This window comes from Agrobacterium sp. LAD9 (assembly GCF_003031125.1).
Taxonomy (GTDB): domain Bacteria; phylum Pseudomonadota; class Alphaproteobacteria; order Rhizobiales; family Rhizobiaceae; genus Agrobacterium; species Agrobacterium radiobacter.
This window is the reverse complement of sequence record NZ_PHGS01000004.1, coordinates 16,365-28,733: the sequence shown is the minus strand read 5'-3', so window position 1 is coordinate 28,733 and position 12,369 is coordinate 16,365. Positions and strand designations below refer to the sequence as shown.

The window sequence follows — 12,369 nt, the reverse complement described above, 5'->3', positions numbered from 1 at the left end:
GACAGAGGCCAAGCGACCTCAAGCGGTCGCGCCATCGTCATCTTCTTCTCCGCGCAACAATGCGCGGAATCGTCGCCAGTCCCGGCAGGCGCCCAAGCGTATCACTCCCGCCACCAAACATCCAAAGAGGAAATAAGCCCCAGCCAAAAACTTCAGATGTGGTACTCCCGGCTTATCCGAGATAACGGCAATCACCAACATGCAGGTCAGGACGACGGAGAGGTATATCCACAGGCCATGGCAGAAAATTGCCCAGAAACCGGATTCGATAATTCGAAAGCGGCGCGAGGGCTTGCCTCTCATCTTCTCCAGTTCACGGACTTCGCCGATGAGGCGGGAAACCACAAACGCCACGCTGTTCTGCCGCCCGAAACACAGCCGGCCAATATGATTCAGCAGGCTTCCAATCAGGCACAGGGCCAACAGAACGCCGATAACATAAAGCAGCGGTTGGGGTATATTATCCAGCAGCGCATTCGGCATGGGGCTGTTCCTCCAAAATCGGATCATGGGTTTCGATGTCGGGCGTTCGTCACCCGGACACGGTTTTCCACGTCACAGCAACGGGTCTCCTGTTGCAGATTGCCGTACCGTGTCTATGTTCAGCGGCGATGAACACACATACGCGGCAACAAATATCACGTCCGACAGCGGAACAACTTCTCGCATGGTATGACCGGCACCATCGCGAGCTCCCCTGGCGCACGTCTCCCGCCAAGGCGAGACAGGGAAACCGCGCCGATCCCTATCATGTCTGGCTGTCCGAGGTCATGCTGCAGCAGACGACGGTGCAGGCGGTAAAACCCTATTTCCTGAAATTCCTCGCCGTCTGGCCAAGCGTCAGCGATCTGGCGGCGGCACCGGTCGAGGATGTCATGGCGGCCTGGGCCGGGCTCGGTTATTATGCCCGCGCCCGCAACCTTAAAAAATGCGCGGAAGCCGTGGCGAATGAACATGGCGGCGTCTTTCCGGATACGGAAGAAGGCCTGAAGAAGCTTCCCGGCATCGGCGATTATACCTCCGCGGCTGTCGCTGCCATCGCGTTTAACCGGCAGGCGGCTGTCATGGACGGCAATGTCGAGCGCGTCATCTCCCGCCTTTTCGCCATCGATGCTCCCCTGCCCGGCTCCAAACCGGCGATGAAAGCGAAGGTCGCCGAGCTTACGCCCCCTGATCGGCCCGGCGATTTTGCCCAGGCGATGATGGACCTTGGCGCGACGATCTGCACGCCGAAACGGCCGGCCTGCGCGCTCTGTCCGTTCAACGGCCACTGTCTTGCGCTTGCCCATGACGAGCCGGAACGGTTTCCGGTCAAGGCCGCAAAGAAGGCAAAGCCGGTGCGGCTCGGGGCCGCCTTCGTCGCGGTGAATGCGAGCGGCGAAATCCTGCTCCGGCGGCGCATCGAAAGCGGGCTTCTCGGCGGCATGACCGAGGTGCCGACAACGGCGTGGACTGCGCGCATGGATGGCGGCACGGAGGCGAGCCATGCGCCCTTTGCCGCCGGCTGGCAGGCGGCGGGCGTCATCGTGCATGTCTTCACCCATTTCGAACTGCGGCTCACCGTCTATCGCGCGCAGGCGCCGGACGGCCTTCAAACCCGCCCGGATGACGGATGGTGGGAGCCGGTTACAAATCTTGACGCGCAGGCGCTGCCAACGGTGATGAAAAAAGTCATCGCCCAAGCTATTCCATCCGCATTCGATGAACGCAGGAAATTTCGATGACCAAGATTGAGCATATCGTATTCGACATCGGCAAGGTGCTGATCCATTACGATCCGCATATTCCCTATAGCCGTCTCATTCCTGATGCCGACGAGCGCCAATGGTTCTTCGAGAATGTCTGCACCCATGACTGGAACCTCGAACAGGATCGCGGCCGCCGCTGGGAGGATGCCGAGGCGCTGCTGATGGAACGCTTCCCCGAGCGGGAAGAACACATTCGCGCCTTCCGCAAGTTCTGGCACGAAATGGTCTCGCATTCCTACGATGACAGCGTCGCGATCATGGTTGCCCTGATCGACAGCGGCCACGACGTGACGATGCTGACCAACTTCGCCTCCGACACCTTCCGCGAGGCGCAGAAAATGTTCCCCTTCCTCACCCTGCCGCGCGGCGTCACCGTTTCCGGTGATGTGAAGCTGTTGAAGCCTGATGTGGCAATCTACGATCTGCACGCCAAAGAATTCGGCCTCAACCCCGCCGCAAGCATCTTCATCGACGATACACTCGCCAATGTCGAAGGCGCGAAAGCAGCCGGCTGGCAGGCCGTGCACTTCACCGGTGCGGAAAAGCTGAGGCAGGATTTGCGGGCCTATGGGGTGGAAGCGTAAGCGAGCTGCCGTGCAAAATGGTGACGTGCGTGCCCCGCCTGCTACGACTCGTTGACCCAGTCCTCATGTGCGTGACGGACGCGGACGATCAAGACATCATCGTCCGCTCCCACGCCATAAACAACCAGGTGTGCCCTGAACCGATGGATACGCAGCGGCGGTAACAACTCGTGCCGCTCGCGTGCCATGCGTGGGTTGAGAGATATCAGCTCAAATATCTCATAGAGTTCCCGGTGATATTTTTGCGCCTGCGCCAGCCCGAATATCGCGATGCCTTCTTCGGCTATGCGAATGACGTCTTCTTCCGCGAGCAGAGACAGGCGAAAGCCCACGATCAACCGATCTTGCGTTTCATGGAACGAGCTTCAGCCTCGGCGAACAAGGCCTGTTGCGAGCGATGCCCGGCACCGCTCTGCAATCCCTCATCCACAAAATGCTGCATCGCCGCGATTTTTTCGCCTCGCTCCTGATCCTTGCGGATCAGGTCTCGCACGTAGTCGCTCGCATTCGAATAACGGCCTGTCCTGGATTGGGCCTCAACCCATTCTTTCATGGGTGCAGGCAGCGATATGTTCATGGTCGCCATATTCATCTCCCTTTGATGGGAGAGTGAAGAATTTGGCAAAGTTTGTCAAAACATATCGGGAAAAGAAATTGGCGCAGGCGGAAATGGCGGTCTCCGGCCTGCGCCAGTCCTGCCGCAAGCGGCATCGGACGCAATGTTTTTTGTGATTTGTCCTGACTGGATTTTCACAACCACTGCTCTGATTTGAGACAGTATTGCTCGTCTCTTGCGCGAAACTTGTCTGGCTAAAATAAGATACTCGAAAATACCAACGCCCGACACCGAAGTGCCGGGCGTTGGTCGTTCTCCATCCGGGACTGAAGGTACTAAACCGGACAGAGACGTATTCTGACAAGGGCGGGCGGTGGATCGTCCGTCTTCGGCTTTTTGGGCTTTCGACTATTCGGCCTTTGCCATTTCACTGCGGATGATCGTCCGGAGATCGTCGATCGGCTTCAGCGCGTCGCCGTCCTCGAAATGCCAGAACGTCCATCCGTTGCATGCGTCGAGACCCTGCACCTTCGCGCCGAGGCGGTGAATGGAGCCGGCCGTCCCGCCGGATGCAATCGTACCATCGGCACGAATAATGGCGCTATAACGGCGCTTTGCATCGGTCAGCACCTGGCCGGGACGGACGAGACCGCTTTCCACCAGCGTGTTGAAGGCAACGCGCGGCTCGGCCTTCTTGCCGGTCATGACGGTCAGTTCCGCCTTGCCGAGCGGCTCAACGGCGGCGATGCGGGCCGATGCCGCGTCGATGTAATCCTGTTCGCGCTCAATGCCGACGAAGTGACGGCCGAGGCGTTTTGCAACTGCACCCGTGGTGCCGGAGCCGAAGAACGGGTCGAGCACGATATCGCCCGGCTTGGTGGAGGCCATGATGATGCGGGCCAGCAGAGCTTCCGGCTTCTGGGTCGGATGCACCTTCTTGCCGTCGTCGCCCTTCAGGCGCTCATGGCCGCTGCAGATCGGGAACAGCCAGTCGGAGCGCATCTGCACGTCGTCATTGGAGGCCTTCAGCGCATCGTAGTTGAAGGTGTAGTTCTTGGCTTTCGGATCGCGGCTGGCCCAGATCATGGTCTCATGGGCGTTCTGGAACCGGCGGCCCTTGAAATTGGGCATGGGGTTGGTCTTGCGCCAGACGATATCGTTGAGGATCCAGAAATCGAGGTTCTGGAGCATGGAGCCGACGCGGAAGATGTTGTGGTAGGAGCCGATGACCCAGATGGTGCCGTTCGGTTTCAGCACGCGGCGGCAGGCGAGCAGCCAGGCGCGGGTGAAGGCGTCATAGGCCTCGAAGGAGGCGAACTGGTCCCACTCGTCATCGACGGCATCGACCAGCGACTGATCGGGACGATGCAGCGTGCCGCCAAGCTGGAGGTTATAGGGCGGGTCAGCGAAAATCGCATCCACCGACTGGCTCGGGAGGGCATCCAAGGCAGCGACACAATCACCTTTGATGATGCTGTCTTTCCAGGCGTCACTCTCGCCCGCACGATCAAAACCGGCACGCCGAAAATCGGCCAGCGGAAAAACTGCTGCCATTGGTACTCGCTCCATACGCTTACTCTCTACTGATGCTTATGGTTACCGAAGATGGTTATCAAAGCCTGAACAAGTCACGGAAAATGCGAAATAAATGGCTGTTGCGGCGCGCAGGCGCGATTTGCGGCGGACGGCGGGGAACCCGAAGTCCGGCAAAAACGTTGTGCACAACGGGTTCTCCTGTCGCCGCATATGGGCGCAGCAGGAAGAGCCATTCTGGCAGGGGGTAATCCGCAATGGGGTCCGTGATGAAAATGGCTTCTTTTTCCATGAATGTCGTTTGCGCCGCGCTTTTCGCAACGGCGCTGCCGGCGCCGTCGCAGGCGCAGCAACCGGCCCCGCAATATAACGTCATCACCGACGCGGTTTTGTTCGATGGCGGCCCCTCGCTCGGCAACAGCGACCGGGTGCGGTGGGATTTCTACAAGGCCGACCGCGCCGGCGGGCGCACCGACGACAATGCCGGCGGCTCCTATGACGCCACCTTCGAGGCGAAGCTGCCGGCGGGCAAATATGTCGGCGTGGCGGCGCTGGGCAATGTGACCCGCGAAGTGCCCTTCGAGGTAAAGGATGGAAACGTTGCGAGGCCGAAGGTGAGTTTCGATGCGGCGGAATTGACGATCGTACCGAAACGCAGCCCCGGCGGCGATGTGGAAACACAGGCGAAAACCGAAATCACCAGGGATGATTTCAAGGATAGCGTCTACGGCCAGAACACTGTCTTCGTGCCCGCGGGCGAAGTCCTCCTCACCGGCCGCATCGGCCCGGCGCGGGCTGAGGAGAAACTGGCCATCAAGGCAGGCGAGAAGATCAGCCACGAGCTGGTCATTCCGAGCGGCGTGGTGATCGCCAAGGCAGTCTATGCGGAAGGCGGCAGGGCGGTGGAAACGGATGATATCCGTTTCGAAGCCATGTCAGCCAAGGAAACGCTGGATGGCACGCGTGAGACCATCAACGGCATTTACGGCACCGGCAAGATGATGGAAATGCCCGCCGGTGATTTCGTCATGCGCGCCCGTCTCGGCAAAGTGACGGTGGAACAGCCATTCACCGTGACTGCCGGAAAACGAACCGAAATCACAATCGATCTCGATGCGGGTGTTCTCGCAATCAAGGCCCCCGGTGCCGAACGGATCGATATCGTCGAAACGACCAGGGATCTTCAGGGCACGCAGAAGGAAATTTCCGGCCGTTACGGCACGCAGCATCAGGAAACCCTGCATCCCGGCGACTATTCGGTGAAGGTGAGCTACGACAAGAAATCCGGCCGCGAGCCAAAGGAGATCAAGGCGACGGTCAAGGCCGCCGAGAGAACCGAGACGAGTGTGCCAGAGTAATCGGCACGGCGCGGCCCCTCTCCTCATTCCGCTTGCCTCTCTCCCTCATCCCTGTGCTTGTCACAGGGATCCAGCCGACGCGCGTCTGCGCGACGGGAAGAGTTCTTTCAGCCCAAAGACTTGGGCTGGCTGGATTCCTGTGACAAGCACAGGAATGAGGATGGAGAAAACGTCATCAGTGTTTCCGGCCAGACGACCCATATTTGGGCCTGAGCATCGGATGCTTCGAAAAACGCGCCGCATCCTTCGCCACGGTTGGTAACGGCTCGCCGATTTTCACACCCGCAAAGCCTGACGCCGCGATGCGGTCGCACAGCCTTATCCACTGGCAGCCGCGACAGGCCTGCCTGATCTCGCCGGCGGCAAAAGCCAGACGCATCTTTACAAGAAAGTCCGGTGTCGCCTGCAGCCGCTTGCCGGCGGTCAGCGTCTCACCCAAAAGCGCCGAGACCGAAAGGCGGGCCATCTCATCCCGCTGCACCACGCCTTCGTTGAAACAGTGGGCATGGCTTTCACAGAGCAGGCCCTCGCAAATATCGTCCGGGCCATCCACCAGCTCGATATCTTCCTCGCCCGCATTCAGCCGGGTGGCGACGCGGTCGTAATTTTCAACGAAGCCTGATGTATAGCCCTTGCCCACATAGGTGAGCATGCAGAGAAGGTGGTGGGGCCGGAGACGGACGGTCAAGGGCCCACCCTATCCGACGATGGCGAAGGCGTCGCGCACCGAGCCGGACGAGGTGCGGATCGCCTTGCGGCCGATCCATTGCACATGTCCGTCCAGAATACGCACCGCCTCCTCGGCGCGGCCGCCGCGCAGCGCATCGATGATCGCCCGGTGGTCGGTATCGGTGCGGCGCTCCCAGCCGGCCCGCCAGGCGGAAAACAGGAAGCGCGCGCTTGCTGCATGCAGGCCGTCGATCGCCTCCATCAGGCGCGGCATGTTGCAAGGCGCGGTGATGAGGCGATGGAAGCGGCGATTGGCCTCCTCCCAATGCTGCACATCAACGGCGCTATCGCCTTCGAGCGTTGCGGCCTCCGCCTGATCGAGAATGGCAGGCGTCATGTTTGGAATGGCGTGGCGCAGCGCCAGAACTTCAAGAGCGGCGCGCATTTCCGCCACTTCGCGCACATCGTCAAGGCCGAAATCCGCCACCCGGACACCCCGGCGCGGGATGCTGGCCGCCAGCCCCTGCGCCTCCAGCCGGCGGAATGCCTCGCGCACCGGCACATGCGACGCACCGAATTCGGCTGCGATGTGATCCTGCCTCAGACGTTCGCCCGGCGACAGCTCCCCGCGAACGATACGGTCGGCAAGCGTGCGGCTGATGCGTGCTGCAATGGTGTCTTCGGGGGCGTTTTTCACTGTCTTGGGCATAACATCCCATAACGCATATGGCGCGGCCGTGTGTAGCGGTTTTTGCGCCATCACATGGAGCAACGCCGAATATTCGAAACCCGCTCACTTGCCGCATCCCTGCCAGCCATGAGCCTGATGGGACCGACCCTTGCGGGTGAACCGGTTGAGCTTGGCGCAGACATGGTCTAAAAGCCCGGCATCATTTTCTTCCAGCAAATCCGATACAGGGAGCGCCCATGAGCGGCTTCGACCTCATTATTTTCGACTGCGACGGCGTTCTGGTCGATTCCGAAATCATCGCGGCGCAGGTGGAATCCCGCCTTTTGACCGAGGCCGGTTATCCGATCTCCGTCGAGGAAATGGGCGAGCGTTTCGCCGGCATGACCTGGAAGAACATTCTTCTACAGGTGGAAAGCGAAGCCAGCATTCCGCTCTCCGCCTCGCTGCTCGACAAGTCCGAAAAGCTGCTCGACATGCGTCTGGAACGCGACGTGAAGATCATCGAGGGCGTGAAATTCGCGCTGTCCCGCCTGACCACGCCGCGCTGCATCTGCTCGAACTCCTCAAGCCACCGCCTCGACATGATGCTGACGAAGGTGGGCCTCAAGCCCTATTTCGCGCCGCATATCTATTCCGCCAAGGACCTCGGGGCCGACCGCGTGAAGCCGAAACCGGATATCTTCCTGCATGGCGCGGCCCAGTTCGGCGTTTCCCCTGACCGCGTGGTCGTGGTCGAGGATTCCGTGCACGGCATCCATGGCGCAAGAGCGGCCGGCATGCGAGTCGTGGGCTTCACCGGCGCATCCCACACCTATCCGAGCCACGCCGACCGGCTGACGGATGCGGGTGCCGAAACGGTGATTTCGCGCATGCAGGACCTGCCGGCCGTGATTGCGGCAATGGCGGAGTGGGAAGGCGCTTTTTAAGTTGTGATGGGACTTCTTTCGTGATCTGAGTGGCAGCATTGATATTTTAATTAATGTAGCTACATTAATTCATGAAAATCATATGGGACGAGCCCAAGCGGCTCGCCAATATCGAGAAGCACGGCTTCGACTTCGCGGATATTGATGGCTTCGACTGGGAGAACGCCATCATCGAGAAAAGCCTGACCTGACCGGACCGGGAAATTCGCGCTTCAAAGCGATCGGATATTTTCGGGACGGAACGATGGCTATCGTTTTTGCGACTGTCGGAACAGAAGCGATATCCATTATCAGTTTCCGAAGGGCGAGTTCCAAGGAAAGAAGGAGGTTGCCATGGCCAAAGCTGCAAAACTAAAAAAATTCAAACCCGGACGCGGCTACACCGAAGCGGACTGGAACGCCGTTGATTTCCCGGAAATGACGGATCAAGAACTCGAAAATGCGCGCCCCGTCCGAGACGTTTTGCCACCTGCTTTTTTCGAAGCAATTGATGAATACAGAAAGACGCGTGGCCGCCCACCGGTAGATAAGCCTAAGAAACAGGTAACGTTGCGCCTTGATGAGGATGTCGTGGAACGTTTCCGCGAGGGTGGCAAAGGGTGGCAGAGCCGCATCAATGATGCTTTGCGGAAGGCCGCAGGCATTTGAACTCGTTGCCATGCAACAAGAAACCGGAGACCGCAGAGCAGCCTCCGGCTTTACATTCAACCGGGCGAAATCACCGGCGCTTGGTCTTGGCCTTCGCGCCCTGCTCGGCAAAGCCGATGTAAACGCTGACAGACCGCGGCGCGCCGCCCGGTCCGTTGGGGATGGCGACATGGTCGTTGTTGAAGATGAACTGGGTGCCGGCCCCGCCTGCGGGCAGATCGATGGCGAAGTTGGTCGTTTCGCCGAAAATCTCGCCGTCGCCGTCCTTCACCGTCACGCGGATCGGCACGGTGACGCGACCGGGCTTGGCCATCGGGCCGGGAACCAGGCGGCCCTGGGCCAGCACGTTCACCGTCAGCGTCGACTCATTGGCGGTGCAGGAGCGCGTCGTGTCTGACAGCGAGACCTGATAGGCGAGTTTCTGCGGATCATCCTTGGCGCCGCCGGCATAGACGCGGTGCACGGCGTTGGCGTCTAGAACCGTGACCGTCGGGCAGTTGGCCTGCACCACCGGGGTGACCGCATTGGCCTGCGCGGCCGGCGGGTTGACGGCAAGCGAGTCCGACGGGTTGGAGGAATTGCATCCTGCAACAACGGCGAGAAGCGACATCGCGGCGGACAAACGCAAGAAATTCCCTGACACTCTTCTAATTCCCTCTCCATTGTCCCGGAACAGAACCGGAGACGCTGTTTATTGACCTTTCACGCAGGTTGGCGATGGTCTATAGCAGCGACGCCGGAAAAAATCGATTGGCATGTTCGGTTTTGCTTGAATTTTCAAAAAAGCCCTTCATTAGCTGCCCAACCGCCTCATTCCGGTAAGACGCTGCGGAAAAGATGCCGATCAATCGGTAACGGATAAGGGACTATCTCGTGGAATATGTATCGACCAGGGGTGCGGCCCCTTCGCTTGGTTTTTGCGACGCGCTTCTGGCGGGTCTTGGCCGTGACGGCGGGCTTTATGTTCCGCGCAAATGGCCTTCCATGTCGAAGAAGGAAATCCGCAGCCTGCGCGGCAAGTCCTATCAGGATGTCGCCTTCGAGGTTCTCTACCGTTTCACCGGCGGCGAAATTCCGGCCGACAAGTTCAAGGCGATGATCGACGACGCCTATGCGACCTTCCGCCATCCGGCCGTCGTGCCGCTGACGCAGACCGGCCCGAACACCTTCGTGCTGGAGCTTTTCCACGGCACCACGCTCGCCTTCAAGGATGTGGCGATGCAGCTTCTCGCCCGCCTGATGGATTACACGCTTTCCGAACGCGGCGAGCGCGCCACCATTGTCGGCGCCACATCCGGCGACACGGGCGGTGCGGCAATCGACGCCTTTGCCGGGCGTGAGCGCACCGACATTTTCATCCTTTTCCCGAACGGCAAGGTCTCCCCGGTGCAGCAGCGCCAGATGACGACCTCCACCGCGTCCAACGTGCATGCGCTGGCGATCAATGGCAATTTCGACGATTGCCAGACGCTGGTCAAAGAAATGTTCAACGACGTGAAGTTCCGTGACGGCGTGAAGCTTTCCGGCGTCAATTCCATCAACTGGGCGCGCATCATGGCGCAGGTGGTTTATTACTTCACCGCGTCGCTTTCGCTCGGCGGTCCCGACAGGAAGGTTTCCTTCACCGTCCCAACAGGCAATTTCGGTGATATTTTCGCGGGTTACGTCGCCAAGAAGATGGGTCTGCCGATCGACAAGCTTGTCATCGCCACCAATGACAACGACATTCTGGCGCGCACGCTGAAGACCGGCCGTTACGAGATGCGCGGCGTCAAGCCCACCACCTCGCCTTCGATGGACATCCAGATTTCCTCGAATTTCGAGCGGCTGCTGTTTGAAGCCTATGGCCGTGATTCCGCCGCGGTGAAGGCATCGATGGACGGGCTCAAACAGTCCGGCGCATTTGAAATTCCGCCGCATGCGCTGAAATTCATCAAGAAGGATTTCCGCGCCGGCCGCGCCACCGAAAAGCAGGTGGCGGCAACGATCCGCGACACGCTTGAGAAAACCGGCTACCTCATCGATCCGCATACGGCGACCGGTGTTTTCGTGGCGGAAAAGCACGAAAAAGCGGGAAGCCCGATGGTTGTCCTGTCGACCGCTCACCCGGCTAAATTCCCGGCCGCTGTAAAATCCGCTTGCGCAATCGAGCCTGCGCTTCCAGTATGGTTAGCTGACATTATGAACCGGGAGGAGCGTTTCGACATTCTGGATGCAGAGCTGAAAGCCGTGGAAACCTTCATCGGCAGCCATGCACGCGCCGGCAAATAGAGACGCGGAAAGACGTTGAGTATGAGAGTTAATGTGACCCGGCTTTCGTCCGGGTTGACCGTTGTCACGGAAAAAATGCCGCATCTCGAAAGCGTTGCTCTTGGGGTGTGGATCAAATCCGGATCCCGCAACGAGACGACTGCCGAACACGGCATCGCCCATCTTCTCGAACATATGGCTTTCAAGGGTACGGCACGCCGCACCGCCCGCCAGATCGCCGAAGAGATCGAAAATGTCGGCGGTGAAGTCAACGCCGCGACATCGACGGAAACAACCTCCTACTACGCCCGCGTCCTGAAAGACCACGTCCCCCTCGCCGTCGATATCCTTGCCGACATCCTGACGGAATCGCTGTTCGACGAAGAAGAGCTGGAGCGGGAGAAAAACGTCATCCTGCAGGAGATCGGTGCAGCCACCGATACGCCCGACGACGTGATCTTCGACAATTTCTCCGGTGTCGCCTATCGCGACCAGACCATCGGCCGCCCGATCCTCGGCACGCCGGAAACCGTTCAATCCTTCACGACAGGCCAGATCAGGCATTATCTCGCCCGCAACTACACGACGGATCGCATTTTTGTCGTGGCGGCCGGTGCTGTCGACCACGAAAGCTTCGTGAAGCAGGTGGAAGAACGTTTCGCCTCACTGCCGCAGCTGCCGGTGGCAACACCGGTCATGGAAAAGGCAATCTATACCGGCGGCGAAATCCGCGAGACCCGCGACCTCATGGACGCGCAGGTGCTTCTCGGCTTCGAGGGCAAGGCCTATCACGCCCGCGACTTCTATTGCTCGCAGATCCTCGCCAATATCCTGGGCGGCGGCATGTCTTCCCGCCTGTTCCAGGAAGTGCGCGAATATCGCGGCCTGTGCTATTCGGTCTACGCCTTTCACTGGGGTTTTTCCGATACCGGCATCTTCGGCGTGCATGCGGCCACTGGCGGCAACGACCTGCCGGAACTGGTGCCCGTCATTGTCGAGGAGCTGCGCAAGTCCTCGCAGGTCATCCATCAGGAGGAAATCGACCGTGCTCGCGCGCAGATCCGCGCCCAATTGCTGATGGGCCAGGAAAGCCCGGCCGCCCGCGCCGGACAGATCGCCCGGCAGATGATGCTTTACGGCCGGCCCATCCCCAATGAGGAGATGATGGAACGGCTGGGCGATATCACCCGCGCGCGCCTGACCGATCTTGCAGGACGGCTGTTTTTCGATACAGTTCCGACATTGTCTGCGATTGGCCCGCTCGAACATCTGCCGCCTCTTTCCGACATCACTGCCGCGCTTTCCGCGCAGCAGCCCGCAAGGATAAAGGCGAACGGATAAACCGATATGAGGGCGGGATTTAAAGGCGAAGTCCGCTCACCTTTTTCGCCATCCCGCTTGCGGAT

15 protein-coding genes and 1 pseudogene are annotated in these 12,369 nt (G+C 59.7%); 8 read left to right on the top strand and 8 right to left on the bottom strand.

From position 1 onward, the window contains the following. Positions 1-18: 18 nt before the first annotated feature. On the bottom strand, positions 19-483 hold the full coding sequence (locus DA915_RS04000) for a hypothetical protein (protein ID WP_020812858.1): 465 nt from the start codon (positions 481-483) through the stop codon (positions 19-21). Between the two features lie 128 nt (positions 484-611). On the opposite strand from DA915_RS04000, the gene mutY reads away from it, so the two are divergent. Next, positions 612-1,724, top strand: a complete 1,113-nt coding sequence (gene mutY / locus DA915_RS03995; RefSeq protein ID WP_107675207.1) for an A/G-specific adenine glycosylase — start codon at positions 612-614, stop codon at positions 1,722-1,724. Continuing rightward, entirely contained in the window at positions 1,721-2,332 is a 612-nt protein-coding gene (locus tag DA915_RS03990) for an HAD family phosphatase (RefSeq protein WP_107675206.1), read from the top strand. The genes mutY and DA915_RS03990 overlap by 4 nt, the downstream gene beginning before the upstream one ends. Before the next feature lie 41 nt (positions 2,333-2,373). On the opposite strand, the gene DA915_RS03985 is transcribed toward DA915_RS03990, so the two are convergent. The 4 genes from DA915_RS03985 to DA915_RS03965 form a co-directional block, all read right to left on the bottom strand. Next, positions 2,374-2,664, bottom strand: coding sequence for a type II toxin-antitoxin system RelE/ParE family toxin (locus tag DA915_RS03985; RefSeq protein WP_026363704.1), 291 nt, complete (start codon positions 2,662-2,664; stop codon positions 2,374-2,376). 2 nt (positions 2,665-2,666) lie between these two features. Then, complete coding sequence (locus DA915_RS03980; protein ID WP_003509084.1) at positions 2,667-2,918, bottom strand: type II toxin-antitoxin system ParD family antitoxin; 252 nt, start codon at positions 2,916-2,918, stop codon at positions 2,667-2,669. Between the two features lie 378 nt (positions 2,919-3,296). Then, complete coding sequence (locus tag DA915_RS03970) at positions 3,297-4,442, bottom strand: site-specific DNA-methyltransferase (RefSeq protein ID WP_003509086.1); 1,146 nt, start codon at positions 4,440-4,442, stop codon at positions 3,297-3,299. Between the two features lie 58 nt (positions 4,443-4,500). After that, entirely contained in the window at positions 4,501-4,713 is a 213-nt protein-coding gene (locus DA915_RS03965) for a hypothetical protein (protein WP_107675205.1), read from the bottom strand. On the opposite strand from DA915_RS03965, the gene DA915_RS03960 reads away from it, so the two are divergent. After that, entirely contained in the window at positions 4,679-5,779 is a 1,101-nt protein-coding gene (locus DA915_RS03960) for a hypothetical protein (RefSeq protein WP_107675204.1), read from the top strand. The genes DA915_RS03965 and DA915_RS03960 overlap by 35 nt on opposite strands. A 175-nt stretch (positions 5,780-5,954) precedes the next feature. Here the strand turns inward: DA915_RS03960 and DA915_RS03955 are convergent, their stop codons facing one another. Together DA915_RS03955 and DA915_RS03950 are read right to left on the bottom strand one after the other, a co-directional pair. Next, positions 5,955-6,431 (bottom strand): DUF1284 domain-containing protein, encoded by a 477-nt coding sequence (locus tag DA915_RS03955; protein ID WP_107675263.1) that lies wholly within the window; start codon positions 6,429-6,431, stop codon positions 5,955-5,957. 45 nt (positions 6,432-6,476) lie between these two features. Next, the gene (locus DA915_RS03950) at positions 6,477-7,157 is read right to left on the bottom strand and encodes a GntR family transcriptional regulator (protein WP_003509096.1); all 681 of its coding nucleotides are present in this window, start codon (positions 7,155-7,157) and stop codon (positions 6,477-6,479) included. 218 nt (positions 7,158-7,375) lie between these two features. Between DA915_RS03950 and DA915_RS03945 the strand changes: the two genes are divergently transcribed. The 3 genes and pseudogenes from DA915_RS03945 (at position 7,376) to DA915_RS03935 (ending at position 8,713) form a co-directional block, all read left to right on the top strand. Next, the gene (locus DA915_RS03945; RefSeq protein WP_003509098.1) at positions 7,376-8,065 is read left to right on the top strand and encodes an HAD family hydrolase; all 690 of its coding nucleotides are present in this window, start codon (positions 7,376-7,378) and stop codon (positions 8,063-8,065) included. Positions 8,066-8,136: 71 nt separating this feature from the next. Next, positions 8,137-8,420, top strand: a pseudogene (locus DA915_RS03940) (BrnT family toxin). Then, a complete protein-coding gene (locus DA915_RS03935; RefSeq protein WP_107675203.1) occupies positions 8,399-8,713 on the top strand; it encodes a BrnA antitoxin family protein in 315 nt (104 codons plus the stop codon). The pseudogene DA915_RS03940 and the gene DA915_RS03935 overlap by 22 nt, the downstream one beginning before the upstream one ends. 70 nt (positions 8,714-8,783) lie before the next feature. Here DA915_RS03935 and DA915_RS03930 read toward each other — a convergent pair whose 3' ends face one another. After that, positions 8,784-9,323 (bottom strand): hypothetical protein, encoded by a 540-nt coding sequence (locus DA915_RS03930; RefSeq protein WP_003509103.1) that lies wholly within the window; start codon positions 9,321-9,323, stop codon positions 8,784-8,786. A 263-nt stretch (positions 9,324-9,586) separates the two neighbouring features. On the opposite strand from DA915_RS03930, the gene thrC reads away from it, so the two are divergent. Beyond that, positions 9,587-10,984, top strand: a complete 1,398-nt coding sequence (thrC, locus tag DA915_RS03925; RefSeq protein ID WP_107675202.1) for a threonine synthase — start codon at positions 9,587-9,589, stop codon at positions 10,982-10,984. 21 nt (positions 10,985-11,005) lie between these two features. After that, entirely contained in the window at positions 11,006-12,304 is a 1,299-nt protein-coding gene (locus tag DA915_RS03920) for a pitrilysin family protein (protein WP_003509107.1), read from the top strand. Positions 12,305-12,369: the final 65 nt, after the last annotated feature.

What these genes read in the sequence shown, in the direction of transcription:
- DA915_RS03965 (WP_107675205.1), bottom strand. Translation starts at nt 4,713, where the DNA reads ATGGAAAAAGAAGCCATTTTCATCACGGACCCCATTGCGGATTACCCC.
- DA915_RS03945 (WP_003509098.1), top strand. Translation starts at nt 7,376, where the DNA reads ATGAGCGGCTTCGACCTCATTATTTTCGACTGCGACGGCGTTCTGGTC.
- DA915_RS03970 (WP_003509086.1), bottom strand. Translation starts at nt 4,442, where the DNA reads ATGGCAGCAGTTTTTCCGCTGGCCGATTTTCGGCGTGCCGGTTTTGAT.
- DA915_RS03950 (WP_003509096.1), bottom strand. Translation starts at nt 7,157, where the DNA reads ATGCCCAAGACAGTGAAAAACGCCCCCGAAGACACCATTGCAGCACGC.
- DA915_RS03935 (WP_107675203.1), top strand. Translation starts at nt 8,399, where the DNA reads ATGGCCAAAGCTGCAAAACTAAAAAAATTCAAACCCGGACGCGGCTAC.
- DA915_RS03920 (WP_003509107.1), top strand. Translation starts at nt 11,006, where the DNA reads ATGAGAGTTAATGTGACCCGGCTTTCGTCCGGGTTGACCGTTGTCACG.
- DA915_RS03990 (WP_107675206.1), top strand. Translation starts at nt 1,721, where the DNA reads ATGACCAAGATTGAGCATATCGTATTCGACATCGGCAAGGTGCTGATC.
- DA915_RS03955 (WP_107675263.1), bottom strand. Translation starts at nt 6,431, where the DNA reads ATGCTCACCTATGTGGGCAAGGGCTATACATCAGGCTTCGTTGAAAAT.
- DA915_RS04000 (WP_020812858.1), bottom strand. Translation starts at nt 483, where the DNA reads ATGCCGAATGCGCTGCTGGATAATATACCCCAACCGCTGCTTTATGTT.
- DA915_RS03960 (WP_107675204.1), top strand. Translation starts at nt 4,679, where the DNA reads ATGGGGTCCGTGATGAAAATGGCTTCTTTTTCCATGAATGTCGTTTGC.
- mutY (WP_107675207.1), top strand. Translation starts at nt 612, where the DNA reads ATGAACACACATACGCGGCAACAAATATCACGTCCGACAGCGGAACAA.
- DA915_RS03980 (WP_003509084.1), bottom strand. Translation starts at nt 2,918, where the DNA reads ATGGCGACCATGAACATATCGCTGCCTGCACCCATGAAAGAATGGGTT.
- DA915_RS03930 (WP_003509103.1), bottom strand. Translation starts at nt 9,323, where the DNA reads ATGTCGCTTCTCGCCGTTGTTGCAGGATGCAATTCCTCCAACCCGTCG.